A 15,363-nucleotide genomic window follows, 5' to 3' on the forward strand; every position below is an offset into this window, starting at 1 on the left:
AGCTTTTGGCTGTTGGCTTTTTACCTATATTTTTAATTCTTAATTGGCAATGTTCGCAAAAATTCATTAACTCTCTCTTTAGCCCTGATAGAGCCGATATCCTCGCAGCGGAGCGGAGAGATAAAGGTGAAAGCAGGAACAATATTTACTGACAAAAACCAAGCCATTCGCTCCTAATTCTTCTTTAAGCGTTTATTTGTTTATTCGATTAAGCGATTAAACAAATAAACGCTTAACCCGCATACTTCAACCAGCGGTACAATTCTTTCCATGATGGTTTTTTGCCGTACATTAAGATTCCTACTCGGTAAATCTTGGCGGCGAACCAAACTACTCCCAAAAAGGTCGTAAATAAAATGGTAACCGAAATCGCAATTTGCCACAAAGGTACGCCAAACGGAATTCGCATGAGCATTACGATTGGAGATGTTAACGGAATCATCGAAAACACGACCGCTATCGTGCCGTGTGGGTCGTTGACTACGCTGAAAAACCCGATGTAAACGCTCAAAATAAGCGGCATTATGATAGGTAACAAAAACTGTTGTGAGTCGGTTTGATTGTCGACTGCGGCTCCGATGGCGGCGTAAAACGAACTGTATAAAAAGTAGCCTCCTATGAAATAAACGATGAATCCTAGCAAAATTGATGCGATGGGTAAGTTCCACAATTCTTTGATGTACATTTGGATGGTACCTGCCATTTCACTTTGGGCGTGTTCCATAATTTCGGGCGAAATACGTGCGGTAGGTCCAACATTGACTCCAAAAAAGTAAGAGGCAAAAGTCATAATCGAAAGCCCTAAAATGGTCCAAATAGTGAATTGTAGAATTCCAGCCAATGAGGTTCCAACGATTTTACCAATCATTAACTGAAAGGGTTTTACCGAGGAAATGATGATTTCGATGATGCGATTGGTTTTTTCTTCGATAACCGAACGCATGACCATGTTTCCGTACATGATGATGAACATCATGACCAAATAACCAAAAGCACCTCCGATGAAAACCTTGATTTCATTCAGCCCTTTTAGCGTTTCTTCACCAGATGTTTTGGCAAGGTTCAGAACAACTTTGGATTGTGCTTTATGAATCGCTAAAGTATCCAAATGTGCTTTCTCGAGGTTGAGTTGCGTTATTTTCTTGCCGATTACATCTTGAACATTTTCGATAAATGAAATGCTGGGACTGGTATTGGCAATAAGTTGAATTTTATTTTCTAAAGCCGTTGGATCTGCTTCACTTGGGATTAGAAGTAATCCTTCATAACTCTGATTGGCGATGCTGTCCTTGAGAAACTGCACATCGATTGGGGATAAATCGACGTATTTATATTCTGCTTCCTTTTGGTTTTGTGCCACCAATTCTTTGACAAAAATACCCGATGGGTCGTGAATGGCGATGCGCTTCGTATCTGCTTTCATCGAGCTCAGGTAGCTGATAAAAACCGTGATGGCCACAAACAGCAACGGACTCAAAAAAGTCATCACAATAAATGACCTATTGCGAACTTTGGATATAAATTCTCTTTTTATAATTAATGAAATGATGCTCATATCGATTAACGATTTTTGATTGTTGATTAACGTCCCGACGGTTCGGGATTGATTTTCTATAGATAACCGCTAATCTTTTTAACCACTTACTGTTTGAATAAATATATCATTGACAGACGGGATTTTTTCTACAAAATGGGTGACTTGTCCTTTTTGAACTAAAATATTCAACAACTCATTTGGCGTTGCGTTACCAATATGAATTTCCAATTTCAACTCGTTATTCAATGATTTAAAATGGGCTGGATTGACCGTGAATTTTTGGGTGACGGCAAACATCAAACCTTCGACATCAGAACTTAAAATTCCTACTTCGTAACTGTTGGTGCGAAATTGTCGTTTGACATCGTTTAGTTTTCCTTCTATTAATTTATTGGATTTGTGAATCAAAGCGATATCGTCGCATAATTCTTCAACACTTTCCATGCGATGAGTCGAAAACAATATTGTAGTTCCTTGCTCTTTTAGAGCTAAAATTTCATCTTTGATGACATTGGCATTTACAGGGTCAAATCCTGAAAAAGGTTCGTCGAGAATCAACAATTTGGGTTGGTGTAAAACACAAACAACAAACTGAATTTTTTGCGCCATTCCTTTCGATAATTCTTGGATTTTCTTATTCCACCAACCTTGAATTTCGAGTCGGTCAAACCAGTAATCCAATTGCTTTTTGGCTTCGCTTTTTGATAAACCTTTCATCTGTGCCAAATACAAACACTGCTCACCCACTTTCATGCTTTGGTACAAACCACGCTCTTCGGGCAAATAACCGATATGCTGAATGTGTTTGGGTTGTAGTTTTTCGCCATCTAATAAAATCTCACCACTATCTGGCAAAGTGATTTGATTGATGATTCGGATTAAGGAAGTTTTCCCTGCTCCATTTGGCCCTAAAAGCCCGTAAATACTTCCTTTAGGAATACTTAACGAAACGGCGTTCAAAGCGGTATAATCCCCGTATTGCTTGACAACTTTGTTGACTTCAAGTAAGTTACTCATTCTAAAATTTGAATTTGTGTAAAAGTAAAGAAATCAAAGCGAATTCCTTTGTTTTAGCATCAAAAAACCCATCCTCTTTACAGAAAAAAGGATGGGTTTTGTATTTAAAAAAAACAAACACTAATTTCACTAATTTTCACAAAACATTTCGTGAAATTTATTTCTTAGTGAAATCAATCATAAAACAGTTGAATTAGTGTTAATTCGTGCGATTCGTGTTTAATTTTTAGTTGCTACATTGGTAAAAATAATCATCTCACTTTTTCCTAAGAGAACATATCTTTTACTTTTTCGAAAAACGATTTGTCTGATTTCTCAGGATTCGGAATAAAGTTATCGTCTGTTAAGTTTTTCTCGAAAAATTGTCTTTGGTCTTTGCTCAACTCTTTTGGAGTCCAAACATTTACATGCACCAATAAATCTCCGTTTCCGTAACCGTTGATATTTGGAATTCCTTTTCCTTTCAAACGCAAGATTTTACCCGATTGGATTCCATCTTCAAGTTTGATACGTACTTTTCCGTTTACTGCTTCAATATCTTTAGAAACTCCCAAAACTGCTTCTGGAAAACTGATGTATAAATCATAATGTAAATTCTCTCCTTCACGTTTCAAGAATTCATGTTCTAATTCTTCAATGGCAACAATCAAATCTCCTGGTACGCTATTTCCTGGCGCATCATTTCCTTTTCCAGAAACTTTCAACTGCATTCCGTCCACAACACCAGCAGGGATTTTGATAGAAACGGTTTCGTCTTCCAAAATCATTCCTTGACCATCAGCTTCAGCAGGTTTTTTGTCCAATTGCTGACCAGCTCCTCCACAAGTAGGACAAGTAGTTGCTGATTGCATACGTCCCAAAATAGTATTGGTCACACGCATTACCTGCCCTTGACCGTTACATGTAGAACAAGTCTTATAGCTTACACCTGGCGCTTGCACCTTGCGTTTTACTTTTACTTTTTTCTCTACACCATTGGCAATTTCTTCCAATGTCAATTTGACTTTGATACGAAGGTTGCTTCCTTTGACTCTTTGTGGGCCACGAGAACCGCCACCACCAAATCCGCCAAAACCACCACCAAAGATATCGCCAAACTGACTAAAGATATCGTCCATGTTCATGCCGCCATGACCACCGCCACCACCAAAACCACCTGAACCGTCAAAAGCTTGATGACCGTATTGATCGTATTTACCTTTTTTGGCAGGATCGCTTAATACTTCGTAAGCTTCAGCTGCTTCTTTGAACTTTTCTTCTGCCGTTTTGTCTCCTGGATTTTTATCAGGATGAAACTCAATGGCTTTTTTTCGGTAGGCTTTCTTAATAGCTGCAGCATCTGCACCTTTAGTAATACCTAATATTTCGTAAAAATCTTTTTTCATTGTACTCTTTTATGTTGAAAATTACAGCAGTGCGTCTTACGCCTAATTATTGCCCAATTACAACTTTAGGAAAACGAATAATTTTATCTCCTAATTTGTATCCTTTTTCAAGAACATCCACAATTTTACCTTTCATATCGTCAGATGGTGCTGGTATTTGTGTAATCGCTTCAGCAAAGTCAGCGTTGAAAGCATCTCCTGCATTTACCTCAACTATCTCTAAACCTTTACCGTTCAAAGTGTTTTTTAATTTTTCGTGAATTAACTCAACTCCTTTAGAAACTGCTTCATTTTCTGATTTTGCAATTTCTATAATAGCTCTGTCAAAATCATCTAAAACTGGCAACAAAGACGTTACAACATCTTGATTGGCTGTTTTGAATAATTCAATACGCTCTTTAGTAGTTCTTCTTTTGTAATTTTCAAATTCAGCAAATAATCTCAAAAATTTATCTTTTTCATTTGCTAAGTCTTTGGTTAATTGTTCTTCAACACTTAATTCTTCCGCAAGAACTTGCTCTTCTGTCGCATTGTTATCCAATGTTACTTCCTCTACTTTTTGATCGATTTCTGTATTTTCAGTAGTCATATTACCTTTATTTTTAAAAATATTCTTAAACATATTTTGAACTTTCTTTTGGAAAGCAAAAGTACTGCCAAAACGTTCTAAACGTCAAATTGTCAGTTGCATTTTTGAAAAACACAAAATTGACTGTTATTTTTTCATTATTAATTTAAATTTTAATACAATTTTAAGAATTATATCAATTGTTTTATTTATGTTTGTGATATATTCTATTTAAAAAGGAATCTAAGGTTATTTACATACATTATTAATTCACTATACCTTATATCAAAAAAAAGCTTTGTTTTCTAAAACAAAGCTTTTTTTATGCGTTATAATTTCTGATTTTATTTTTTTGGATACGAGCGAAAGCCAACAGGCGAAGCAATTGCACCGATTTTTTCAGACACTAATTGCACAAATTTTGTTCGTCTAAAAAATCAATTACACTAATTTCTCTAAAACTTGTACACTCTGTACAAGTTTGCATAACAAAAAAATCCGTTTTAATCAGCGTTTTCGCGATAGCGAATCCGTTTTATCAGCGTACTATCTAAGTGCGGCTTTCAATTCTTCTAAATCTAACAAATTCTGTTCTCCTGTTGCCAAATTTTTCAAAGCGTATTTCCCTTGGTTCATTTCTTCCTCGCCTGCGATTACGGCATAAGGAATAAAACGTTTATCGGCATGTTGAAATTGCTTCCCAACTTTTGCGTTATCTGGATACAATTCCACTTTTATTCCTGCAGCTCTCAATTGCTTGATCGCATTCATCGCATAAAAAGCTTCTTTTTCGCCATAATTAATAAACAAAGCTTTGGTCGAAACCGTTACCGTTTGCGGAAACAAATTCAATTCTTCCACCACCAAATAGATGCGGTCTAGTCCAAATGAAATTCCGACACCGCTCATGTTTTTCAATCCAAAGATTCCAGTTAAATCATCGTAACGACCACCGCCACCTATCGATCCCATGGCTACTCCTTTGGGTGCTGCTACTTCAAAAATAGCACCTGTATAATAATTCAGTCCACGAGCCAAGGTTACGTCTAAGTCCAATTCAGCAGTAGACAACCCTAACTGAATCACGTTTTCACAAATAAAACGCAACTCTTCAACACCTTTCATTCCTTCTTGCGAGTCGGCTAATAATTGTGCTAATTGCTCTAATTTTTCGGTAATTGTTCCTGTGAAATTAAACAAAGGTTGCACTTTGGTGATTGCGTCTTCAGAAATTCCTTTTTCAATCATTTCTTTCTTTACGCCGTCCTCGCCTATTTTGTCCAACTTATCCAAGGCTACGGTAAAATCAATTAATTTATCCGAAGCGCCGATTACCTCAGCGATACCAGATAATATTTTACGATTGTTGATTTTCACGGTTGCACCCGTCAATCCCAAATCGGTAAAAACAGCGTCGTACAATTGCACCAATTCCACTTCTTGCCAAAGCGATTTAGACCCCACCACATCGGCATCACATTGAAAAAACTCTCTAAAACGCCCTTTTTGCGGACGATCTGCACGCCAAACAGGCTGAATTTGGTATCGTTTAAAAGGGAATTCAATTTCGTTTTGGTGTTGCACCACATAACGAGCAAAAGGCACAGTCAAGTCATAACGCAAGGCTTTCTCAGAAATACTTGCCGTTAATTTCGTACTGTCTTTTGCCTCTAAATGTCCCGCATTGGCCTTAGCCAAATAATCTCCCGAATTCAGGATTTTGAAGATCAAGCGGTCGCCTTCCTCTCCGTATTTCCCCATCAGGGTTTCCGAATTTTCGAATGAAGGCGTTTCAATCGGTTGAAAACCAAATTTCTCAAAATTGGTTTTTATAGTTTGTATGATGTATTGTCTTTTTGCCACCTCAGCAGGTGAAAAATCTCTGGTTCCTTTAGGAATACTTGGTTTTGATGCCATTATAATAGTTTACTTTTATAAAATTGAAAACGGTTTTTATAACTGTAAAAAAAGCCGAAATTCTAATTGGGTACAAATATCTTATTTTTAATAGAAATCTGTTTATAAAAAGGGAAATTAAATTTGGAGGTTTTTTTGAAACACATAGAATCATAGAATTTTGATTGAACCTAAAAAGAGGCGTTTCACTCACAGAGGAAACATAGATTTTCTTTAAACCATAATAAGAAATTGAAGAACATTTAATAGGAATGGAAGTGCATTTAACTTAAAATCTTGGAAAAAATATATTAGGATTAGACAGCGTATTCATTTGTTTTTTTGGCGCCTATTCCAGTTATTCGCTATAGCCCTCTTTCAAAATGCTTTTTTTACAAGGTCGTTACAGGGGCTTCCTCTGGTCGCTCTGTAACTCCCGTAAAAAATAGCATTTTTCAGTCGGGGCTACCGCTACTACCTGGGGCGTTGGCGAGTTGGATATATAAAGATGTTTATATATTCCAATTAAATACTAAAAATAGAAAGCAATTTAAAATCCTGCGGCAACAAAAAGCTACAAACACCTTAGCAAAACAGAACATAAAAAAATGTAATATATTTTGCGTATTTTTGAAGTTAGATATTTACACCATGAATTTGATACAGAATTATAGCAAAGAGATAATAAACTTATGTAAAATACATAAAGTTAAATCTCTGTATGCTTTTGGTTCAGTACTTACAGACAAATTCAATTCAGAAAGTGATGTTGATTTAGTTGTTGATTTCCAACCGATCGATGTTCTTGATTATGGTGACAATTATTACAATTTAAAATTTTCTTTAGAAGACATTTTCAAAAGAAATGTTGACCTACTAGAGGAAAAAGCACTGCGAAATCCATATTTCATAAAGACCTTGAATAAAAATAAAAAACTTATTTATGGATAACGATTTAAAGACTTGGCTTTATGATATTTTAAGCTCCATAAATGAAATCGAAAGTTATTATGTCGAAACTCCCAAAATGTTTGAAATTTATCAAAATGATTTAAGAACCAAACGAGCAGTTGAACGTAATATAGAAATTATTGGAGAAGCAATGAGCAGAATATTAAAGCAAGATCCTAAAATTGAAATTTCTAACTCACGGAAAATTGTTGACGTAAGAAACAGAATAATCCACGGTTATGACTCTGTTTCCGATGCTGTAATTTGGGGAATTGTTATTAAAAACTTACCCGTTTTACAAATCGAAGTCGAGAAATTACTTAACGAAAAATAAAGTAACAATGTCAGTTTAATTATAGACTATAACTCTCCCTTCAGCAATCACATTTACAAGTAAAAAAAACTAACTAGCAGGAACTCGCTCTGTAAATCACGTAAAAAATAGCCTTTTTCAGTCTTGGCTACCGCTCCTACTTGGGGCGAAGACGAGTTGGATCAGATTTGGTATTTGTTTATATCTTGTCGAAAAAACTTTTAGTTATTTATAAGTTTTCTTTTATATATTTGAAAAAGAAAATAAGGCAAAACAAACCTACTCCAATCTACCCTAAAATGGGTTGGTATACAAAGGTTTTTTGTACCTATATAGAAGTTAGCAGCCATTAATAAAAAACATCATGCAAAAAATACTCACCGAAAAATTTAGTGTTCGAATTTTAATTTCAGGAATTATTATATTTTTTCTTGCTATAATAATATTCTCCTTCAATAATTGGAATTTTGCAACAGATCAGGATATTCAATTAGAAAGATTATCTGGATTAGCTGACTTTATAGGCGGCTTTGTTGGCCCGATATGGGCACTTGTCGGCGTAATTTTATTTTATGTTGCGTTAACCGAGCAAAGGAAAGATTTTACAACAAATCGAGAAGCATTAAAAGCTCAAACTAAAGCTTTAGAACAACAAATAATTGAATTTGAGCTACAACGTGAAGAATTAGCTGAAACAAGAGAAGTTTTCAAAATTCAAAATGATACATTTAGAAAACAACAATTTGAATCAACATTTTTCAATTTAGTTAATTTACATCATCTAATAGTCAACTCGATAAATCTCTCAAAAAGAGTTCCAAAATATCCAGGATTAGAAAAGCTTTTTACAAGAAGTGAAGATCGCGATGAAAAAACATCAATTACAATTCATGGTAAAGATTGTTTCGGAGAGTTCAGAAAATCATTTATAGAAAAATTTCACGAGCATGAGTCAAAATCTCCAGAAAAACCTACTACCGAAAAGTTGGAAGAAAGTTATTGGGAATTCTTCCAACAAAATCAATCTCAACTTGGTCATTATTTTAGAAATTTATATCATATTTTTAAGTTTATAAATAATTCAAATGAACCAAATAAACTAATATATTCAAGTTTGCTTCGAGCTCAAATGTCAAACGATGAATTGTTTATGTTGTTTTATAATTGCTTATCATCTTTAGGGAATCAAAAATTCAAACCGTTAGTTGAAGATTTTCACTTGTTACAAAACCTGAATCCCGATGATTTGATAAATATTGACCACAAACAATTTTATCAAGCAACGGCATTTTAACGGCTGCTAATCGAGTAGACGTGTGCGCCCCAAATGGGACGGACTGTATCTCTCACACCACCGACCCGATCGCTATGATATGCACAAATCCTATCGTAACCGATAGCGCGGAAATTTTTTCCGTGCCCGCAACAACATTTTAATAAAAAAAATAAGAGGATGAAAACACATAGTTTAGATGAAGTAACAGATAAATTCGTTGGTAAAAAAGGAACAGCAAACAGAGATAATTTTGAAAACGAATTAAAAACCGATTTGATTGATCAAACCATAAAAAAATCTCAAAAGAAATAAAACAAACGCTAAAATTAATTTTAACGTAGAATAAATTAATCCCAATACTACAACCTTCTGTAATTAAAAACATATTTTTATACTGAGACACATTTGCAATTTTCAAATAAATATAACCGAAACACATAAAATAAAAGTGTAGTAGTGACCAATTAAAAAAAATTGTAATTTTATATAAAACAACTAGGTTATGATATCTCAAATTATTTTAAAATTATTCGAAATAATCCAAGAGTTTATAAAAGACAAATCCAAAGCACGTGAGTTTGTTTCTAGGATAGAGCAAACTATTGATGCAAAATTTGACTCACAGAAAGATTATTTTGTAAGCAAAAAAGACTTATACGAAGTAGAGGCTAAAATATCTACAACTATATATATTGTTGGCTTAATACAGTTCTTAGCAATCGTTGCCTCAGTACATGCTATAGTTGGTTTTATGACAAAATAAATATTAACACCACTCTTTAGTATCACCCGAAACTGTTTGAAAACAAGATTCCAATTGTGTAGTATTTGATCAAAAACACTAAAATTTACAATCCATAAAGCACAGCTCTAGTTGTGCTTTTTTTACTATTTATAAATTCCAAAATAAAACGTCCCTTTCTATCTAGCCCAGATAGAAGTGGAAATGATGCCCGAAAAAACACTATTATTTTCTTGACCCAAAGAGCGACTGGAAGAAGCTCCTTTGGGGCAATAGAAAATAAAGCGTTTTGAGAAATCATTGGAACGAATAGCTGGATTGGCTACAAATAAAAAAGACAACCCTAATATTATATCAAAAAGTGTAATTTAGTAGCAAATTAGTCAACATGTTTCATTTGTTTAGAGAAAATATACGGATTGCGGTAGGTTCTATACGAACGCAAATTTTGAGAACGATTTTGACGGTGATTATTATCGCCATCGGAATTACGGCTTTGGTGGGGATTTTGACCGTGGTTTCGGCATTGGAAAACACAATTGCAACTGACTTTTCGTCGATGGGTGCCAATACTTTTTCGGTAAAACAATATGAAAACGACCTACGAAAACGCCGTGGGGAAACTCGAAAAATCATCAATCCCGTGATTTCGTATCCTGAAGCGGTTGCTTTTAAGAATAAATTCCATTTTCCGCTTACGGAAACCTCCTTGTCTTTTAGAGCAACCAATACGGCCGAAGTGAAATTTGAAACCGAGAAAACTGATCCCGAAATTACGATTATGGGTGTCGATGAATTTTTCTTGGTAAACTCTGGATTGGAAACGAGTTCGGGACGTAATTTTACCAATTTCGACATTAGCAATAATACGTATTCCTGTATTGTAGGTTCGGATTTTGAGAAAGGCTTATTGAAAGATGTGAATCCGATTGGGAAAACCATTTCTATTCGGGGTGCACGATTTAAAGTTGTGGGAGTCTTGAAAGAAAAGGGAGCGACCTTTGGCAACAACCAAGATTTACGGGTTTTGATTCCGATTCAGTTGGCGCGGTCGTTATTTACGGCTCCCAATATTAATTATACCGTGAGCATTTTGACGCAAAACAGCCAATTACTAGACCAAGCGATTGATCACGCTATCAGTACGATGCGTAACATTCGAAAATTGAGTCCCGTGAAGGAAAATAATTTTGGCGTGGTGCGCTCAGATGATTTGATCAATAAAATTCTCGGGATTACAAAATACTTAGGAATGGCTTCTTGGGGAATTGGGGTGATTACCATTCTAGGTTCTTCGATTGCTTTGATGAATATTATGATTGTTTCGGTAACGGAACGCACTCGAGAAATTGGGGTACGAAAAGCGTTGGGTGCTAAAAAATCAACTGTGGCGATTCAGTTTTTTATTGAAACTTTACTCATTGGTCAGCTCGGCGGAATCATCGGAATCATCCTCGGAATCTTAATTGGCTTCGGAATCGCAACGGCCATGAAATTCGATTTTGTTATTCCGTGGTTGGCGATTTTTGCGGCTTTTATGACGAGTTTTATTGTGGCTATTATTTCTGGGTTGTATCCTGCAATTAAGGCGGCTACGTTGGATCCTATTGAGGCATTGCGGTATGAATAGCTGCGTTTAACCACCAAGTACACTAAGAAAAAACGAAGTTCACAAAGTTCTTAAACCATATAAGAAATTTAAGAGCATATAAGCTTTTGTGTGTAATAGTCGGAACGTTAGAGTATAGAGTCACTTAGAGAGTCCCCATCAAGAAAACAAAAATTGGGTTTATGTCTACCTAAATATTACCATAAATCATTCGGTCATTCCCATAAATATCTTTTTTTAATTCGATGTTCTTGAAATCTAATTCTTTTAGCAATTCAATCATTTCTGGCCCGAGGTATTGATTGATTTCGAAAAATAATTGTCCGTTTGGAGCTAGATTTTTTTTAGCTAATTCGGCTATTTTTCGATAAAAAACTAGGGCATTATCATCGGCTACGAATAATGCCAAATGTGGCTCGTACTCCAAAACATTCTTTTTGATTTCTTCTTTTTCTAAATTTCGAACATAAGGGGGATTGGAAACAATGATGTCAAATTCTTGTTCTAAATCGAATGTTTCTAATATGTTTTTTTCTAAAAAAGTAACCGATACTTGATTGTTCTCGGCATTCTTTTTGGCCGTTTCCAAAGCTTCTGGAGATACATCAATCGCAAAAACGGCAGCGTTCGGAATATTGTTGGCCAATGAAATCGCAATGCAACCCGAACCCGTACCTATATCCAAAATCTTGATTCTTGAAGTTTGACTTTTGATTATTATTTCTTGACCTTTGATTTTTGACTCTTGACTTTGAACAATCCATTCTACCAACTCTTCAGTCTCTGGTCTTGGAATCAACACATTTTCATTTACTAAAAACTCTAGTCCAAAAAAACTAGTACTTCCTAAAAGATATTGAACTGGAATTTCGAGTTCCAATTGCTTTGATAATTCGTCCCAAATTACTATTTCATTTTCAGAAAATACCAAATCAGGATTTAAGGCCAAATCTACACGTTTCAATTGCCTTTTATTTTCTAAAATCAAATAGAAAAAGCTCTCTGCTTCGTCTTCTCCATAAAGCGGACTTAATTTTTGAATGAATTGGTCACGGTATTGTCTAATGTTCATGGTTTTGAATCTGAAATTGGTATTGAAAGGCATCACAAAAGTAACAATAGTTCTACGCAAATTCCATTTTTATCTTTAAAACTAAAAACCAAAATAGTATTTTTGCTATATGAACACCAATGAAAAATACATACAGCGTTGCATTGACCTCGCCCAAAACGGATTGGGTACTACTTATCCAAATCCAATGGTAGGAAGTGTCATCGTTTGCAATAACCAAATCATTGGCGAAGGTTGGCACAAAAAAGCTGGCGAAGGTCATGCCGAAGTCAATGCTGTGGCTTCTGTAAAAGACAAATCGTTACTCTCGCAAGCAACAATTTATGTCAGTTTGGAACCATGTAGCCATTTCGGAAAAACACCGCCTTGTTGTGATTTGATTATTGCCAATAAAATTCCGAATGTCGTGATTGGTACTGTAGACCCCAATTCACAAGTTGCAGGATCAGGAATTAAACGATTAATTGAAGCCGGAATTAACGTAACCGTTGGTGTTCTAGAAACAGAATGCAACGAACTCAACAAACGTTTTTTTACTTTTCATCAAAAAAAGCGCCCTTACATTATATTAAAGTGGGCAGAAACTCAAGACGGTTTTATAGCTCCACTGGAACGTGATGAACAAAAACCGGTCTGGATTACCTCCAACCGTTCTAGACAATTAGTACATAAATGGCGAACGGAAGAACAAGCAATTCTAGTAGGAACACAAACCGCTATTGATGATAACCCAAAACTAGATGCTAGGGATTGGAAAGGCAATAACCCGATTCGAATAGTTTTGGACCGTAAAAACAGAATTCCAAATGATCATAATTTATTAGATAATAGTATTAAAACTATTGTAATTTGCGATTCGGACACCAAACAAAACACAGAAAATTGTATCTTTGAGAGGATTGATTTCGAAAAAGAAATAACAACACAAATCATTGCCGTTTTGTATCGCAATCAAATCCAGTCGGTAATTATTGAAGGAGGACGACAAACAATTCAATCTTTTATTGATAATAATCTTTGGGACGAAGCTTTGGTTTTCAAAGGTCAAAGTACATTTACAAAAGGCATAACTGCACCTAGATTAAATAAACATACACTACTTGATCGAAAAAACATTGGTCAAGACGAACTTAAAACATATAAAAACCATGATTGAGTCCATAATTTTTGATTTTGGTGATATTTTCATCAACCTAGACAAACCCGCTACTTTTGAAGGATTAAAAAAATTAGGTCTATCCGACTGGAACGATGATTTAGACCATTTGAACCATCAATTTGAAATGGGAAAAATCTCTAAAGATGATTTTTTAACTGGAATTCAAAAACATTGCCCGAATGCTTCTGTGGAGGAAATTCAAAAAACGTGGAATGCTATTTTACTCGATTTCCCTTTGTATCGTCTAGAATTTCTACAAATGCTTTCGCAAAAGTACCGTTTGTTCCTTTTAAGCAATACTGATGCTATCCATATCGAACGGTTTCAAAAAAGAGCTGGAGAAACTTTTTATTCTGATTTTTATCGCTGTTTTGAACATGTTTACTTTTCATATGAAATTGGTATGCGCAAACCTAATGTGGATATTTATGAACACGTGTTAAATAATCATAGTCTAGAAGCTGAAAAAACTTTGTTTGTTGATGACAAAAAAGAAAACACTGACGCAGCTAAAACTATAGGATTACACGTTTGGAACCTTCAAGTGGGCGAAGAAGATGTTGTCGAATTATTTGAAAAGAAAATACTTTAATTTTTTTTGGAGACCAAAGACACATATAAAACAATCGCTTTTCCATCTGAACCAATACTGTTTAAAGAAAAAAGCAGCAAATTTTACGGTTATGCCTTCCCTTTAGTTACTGAAGAAGAAGTAAAACCCATAATTGAAAGCTTACGTAAAGTTCATCCTAATGCACGACATATTTGCTATGCCTACCAAATAGGCACAGAAACCACACAATACAGAGCCAATGATGACGGAGAACCTAATAACACCGCAGGAGCTCCTATTTATGGACAAATTCAATCTTTTGATCTTACAAACATTCTTATTGTAGTAGTTCGGTTTTTTGGCGGAATTAAATTGGGAGTTGGCGGATTGATATCCGCTTACAAAACAACCGCGCAAATTACCATTAACTCTTGCGAAATTATTGAGAAAACAATTGACATCCATTTTTTAGTTTCTTTTGATTACCAAAACATGAACAAAGCCATGCGAATCATCAAAGAAAAAAAAATAGGAATTGTTACTCAAGAAATGGAAATAAATGCAGAATCGGAATTACCAATTGGTAAAATAGAGATTAAAATTAGAAAAAAAAATGCCGATATGATTTTCGACATTTTTAATTCTTCCTATGAAATTAACATCCAAAAAATAGAATAACCTATTTTACTATCTTAAAATTTTCATATCGCTAATAAGCGCTCTTTCACATAGTCTGGAGGAGTTCTCGGACGACCCGTTTTCATGTCTACAAATACCAAAATTGAGTTCGCAATTGTTAACAACTCCAATTTCTCGTTATAGATCTCATAATCAAATTCTATCTTGACTGAGCTTTGACTTTTCAAAATTGTTTTAACAGTTAACAAATCATCGTACCTAGCAGGCTTTTTATAATTCATGCTCAATGAAACTACAGGAAGCATTACTCCGTTCTCTTCCATCCATTTATAAGAAACCCCCATGTTTCTTAACCATTCCACGCGTCCCATCTCAAAATACTGTGCATAATTTCCATGATACACCACACCCATTTGGTCGGTTTCAGAATACCTTACTCTTACCTTAATCTCATATTCTTTCATTAATTCAATTGTTTATTTAACATTACTTTATTTGTTTTCTCAACTCACTTACAACAATATTTCTACAAATTCAACCCCCAATAATTTTTTTTTATAGAAAATTGTTCACATATTTGTTAACCCAAAAGGAAGCAAAATATAACATTTATTTTCCTATAAAAATACAAGAATAAAATTAAAAT

At 34.9% G+C, this 15,363-nt stretch carries 16 protein-coding genes; 9 read left to right on the plus strand and 7 right to left on the minus strand.

The features are described from left to right. Window positions 1–232: 232 nt before the first annotated feature. The 5 genes from ABZP37_RS17420 to hisS form a co-directional block, all read right to left on the minus strand. A complete protein-coding gene (locus tag ABZP37_RS17420) occupies window positions 233–1,555 on the minus strand; it encodes an ABC transporter permease (RefSeq protein ID WP_366184571.1) in 1,323 nt (440 codons plus the stop codon). Between the two features lie 78 nt (window positions 1,556–1,633). Further along, window positions 1,634–2,554: an ABC transporter ATP-binding protein gene (locus ABZP37_RS17425; protein WP_366184573.1), complete on the minus strand. Its 921-nt coding sequence runs from the start codon at window positions 2,552–2,554 to the stop codon at window positions 1,634–1,636. Between the two features lie 266 nt (window positions 2,555–2,820). Next, window positions 2,821–3,939 carry a molecular chaperone DnaJ gene (gene dnaJ / locus ABZP37_RS17430; protein WP_366184575.1) on the minus strand — a complete coding sequence of 373 codons (1,119 nt, stop codon included), beginning with the start codon at window positions 3,937–3,939 and terminating at the stop codon, window positions 2,821–2,823. A 46-nt stretch (window positions 3,940–3,985) separates the two neighbouring features. Beyond that, the gene (locus tag ABZP37_RS17435) at window positions 3,986–4,561 is read right to left on the minus strand and encodes a nucleotide exchange factor GrpE (protein ID WP_366184576.1); all 576 of its coding nucleotides are present in this window, start codon (window positions 4,559–4,561) and stop codon (window positions 3,986–3,988) included. A 492-nt stretch (window positions 4,562–5,053) separates the two neighbouring features. Beyond that, window positions 5,054–6,424 (minus strand): histidine--tRNA ligase, encoded by a 1,371-nt coding sequence (gene hisS / locus ABZP37_RS17440; RefSeq protein ID WP_366184578.1) that lies wholly within the window; start codon window positions 6,422–6,424, stop codon window positions 5,054–5,056. A gap of 321 nt (window positions 6,425–6,745) precedes the next feature. Between hisS and ABZP37_RS17445 the strand changes: the two genes are divergently transcribed. The 6 genes from ABZP37_RS17445 to ABZP37_RS17470 all read left to right on the plus strand — a co-directional run bounded on the left by ABZP37_RS17445 (window position 6,746) and on the right by ABZP37_RS17470 (window position 11,315). Continuing rightward, entirely contained in the window at window positions 6,746–7,354 is a 609-nt protein-coding gene (locus ABZP37_RS17445) for a nucleotidyltransferase domain-containing protein (protein ID WP_366184580.1), read from the plus strand. Beyond that, window positions 7,347–7,688, plus strand: a complete 342-nt coding sequence (locus ABZP37_RS17450; protein ID WP_366184582.1) for a HepT-like ribonuclease domain-containing protein — start codon at window positions 7,347–7,349, stop codon at window positions 7,686–7,688. Before ABZP37_RS17445 ends, ABZP37_RS17450 begins: the two co-directional genes overlap by 8 nt. Window positions 7,689–8,031: 343 nt before the next feature. Beyond that, window positions 8,032–8,961 (plus strand): putative phage abortive infection protein, encoded by a 930-nt coding sequence (locus tag ABZP37_RS17455; RefSeq protein WP_366184583.1) that lies wholly within the window; start codon window positions 8,032–8,034, stop codon window positions 8,959–8,961. A gap of 159 nt (window positions 8,962–9,120) precedes the next feature. Next, window positions 9,121–9,255, plus strand: coding sequence for a hypothetical protein (locus ABZP37_RS17460; protein ID WP_366184585.1), 135 nt, complete (start codon window positions 9,121–9,123; stop codon window positions 9,253–9,255). A gap of 190 nt (window positions 9,256–9,445) precedes the next feature. Next, complete coding sequence (locus tag ABZP37_RS17465) at window positions 9,446–9,706, plus strand: hypothetical protein (RefSeq protein ID WP_366184587.1); 261 nt, start codon at window positions 9,446–9,448, stop codon at window positions 9,704–9,706. A 367-nt stretch (window positions 9,707–10,073) separates the two neighbouring features. After that, window positions 10,074–11,315, plus strand: a complete 1,242-nt coding sequence (locus tag ABZP37_RS17470) for an ABC transporter permease (protein WP_366184588.1) — start codon at window positions 10,074–10,076, stop codon at window positions 11,313–11,315. 169 nt (window positions 11,316–11,484) lie between these two features. Here the strand turns inward: ABZP37_RS17470 and prmC are convergent, their stop codons facing one another. Beyond that, window positions 11,485–12,366 (minus strand): peptide chain release factor N(5)-glutamine methyltransferase, encoded by an 882-nt coding sequence (gene prmC, locus ABZP37_RS17475; RefSeq protein ID WP_366184590.1) that lies wholly within the window; start codon window positions 12,364–12,366, stop codon window positions 11,485–11,487. A 109-nt stretch (window positions 12,367–12,475) separates the two neighbouring features. Here prmC and ribD point away from each other — a divergent pair, with 109 nt between their 5' ends. The 3 genes from ribD to ABZP37_RS17490 are packed head-to-tail and all read left to right on the plus strand — an operon-like array spanning window position 12,476 to window position 14,756. Continuing rightward, window positions 12,476–13,522: a bifunctional diaminohydroxyphosphoribosylaminopyrimidine deaminase/5-amino-6-(5-phosphoribosylamino)uracil reductase RibD gene (ribD, locus tag ABZP37_RS17480; RefSeq protein ID WP_366184592.1), complete on the plus strand. Its 1,047-nt coding sequence runs from the start codon at window positions 12,476–12,478 to the stop codon at window positions 13,520–13,522. After that, window positions 13,515–14,117: an HAD family phosphatase gene (locus ABZP37_RS17485; protein WP_366184594.1), complete on the plus strand. Its 603-nt coding sequence runs from the start codon at window positions 13,515–13,517 to the stop codon at window positions 14,115–14,117. Before ribD ends, ABZP37_RS17485 begins: the two co-directional genes overlap by 8 nt. A gap of 6 nt (window positions 14,118–14,123) precedes the next feature. Continuing rightward, entirely contained in the window at window positions 14,124–14,756 is a 633-nt protein-coding gene (locus ABZP37_RS17490) for a YigZ family protein (RefSeq protein WP_366184596.1), read from the plus strand. Window positions 14,757–14,779: 23 nt separating this feature from the next. Here ABZP37_RS17490 and ABZP37_RS17495 read toward each other — a convergent pair whose 3' ends face one another. Continuing rightward, complete coding sequence (locus tag ABZP37_RS17495) at window positions 14,780–15,181, minus strand: thioesterase family protein (RefSeq protein WP_366184598.1); 402 nt, start codon at window positions 15,179–15,181, stop codon at window positions 14,780–14,782. Window positions 15,182–15,363: the final 182 nt, after the last annotated feature.

The organism is Flavobacterium ovatum (assembly GCF_040703125.1).
Lineage (GTDB): Bacteria > Bacteroidota > Bacteroidia > Flavobacteriales > Flavobacteriaceae > Flavobacterium > Flavobacterium ovatum.

Bases quoted from the DNA above. Each gene is read 5' to 3' on its own strand.
- hisS (WP_366184578.1), bottom strand. From the start codon at position 6,424: ATGGCATCAAAACCAAGTATTCCTAAAGGAACCAGAGATTTTTCACCT.
- ABZP37_RS17485 (WP_366184594.1), top strand. From the start codon at position 13,515: ATGATTGAGTCCATAATTTTTGATTTTGGTGATATTTTCATCAACCTA.
- ribD (WP_366184592.1), top strand. From the start codon at position 12,476: ATGAACACCAATGAAAAATACATACAGCGTTGCATTGACCTCGCCCAA.
- ABZP37_RS17420 (WP_366184571.1), bottom strand. From the start codon at position 1,555: ATGAGCATCATTTCATTAATTATAAAAAGAGAATTTATATCCAAAGTT.
- ABZP37_RS17450 (WP_366184582.1), top strand. From the start codon at position 7,347: ATGGATAACGATTTAAAGACTTGGCTTTATGATATTTTAAGCTCCATA.
- ABZP37_RS17495 (WP_366184598.1), bottom strand. From the start codon at position 15,181: ATGAAAGAATATGAGATTAAGGTAAGAGTAAGGTATTCTGAAACCGAC.
- ABZP37_RS17455 (WP_366184583.1), top strand. From the start codon at position 8,032: ATGCAAAAAATACTCACCGAAAAATTTAGTGTTCGAATTTTAATTTCA.
- ABZP37_RS17465 (WP_366184587.1), top strand. From the start codon at position 9,446: ATGATATCTCAAATTATTTTAAAATTATTCGAAATAATCCAAGAGTTT.
- dnaJ (WP_366184575.1), bottom strand. From the start codon at position 3,939: ATGAAAAAAGATTTTTACGAAATATTAGGTATTACTAAAGGTGCAGAT.
- ABZP37_RS17425 (WP_366184573.1), bottom strand. From the start codon at position 2,554: ATGAGTAACTTACTTGAAGTCAACAAAGTTGTCAAGCAATACGGGGAT.
- ABZP37_RS17470 (WP_366184588.1), top strand. From the start codon at position 10,074: ATGTTTCATTTGTTTAGAGAAAATATACGGATTGCGGTAGGTTCTATA.
- ABZP37_RS17435 (WP_366184576.1), bottom strand. From the start codon at position 4,561: ATGTTTAAGAATATTTTTAAAAATAAAGGTAATATGACTACTGAAAAT.
- ABZP37_RS17460 (WP_366184585.1), top strand. From the start codon at position 9,121: ATGAAAACACATAGTTTAGATGAAGTAACAGATAAATTCGTTGGTAAA.
- prmC (WP_366184590.1), bottom strand. From the start codon at position 12,366: ATGAACATTAGACAATACCGTGACCAATTCATTCAAAAATTAAGTCCG.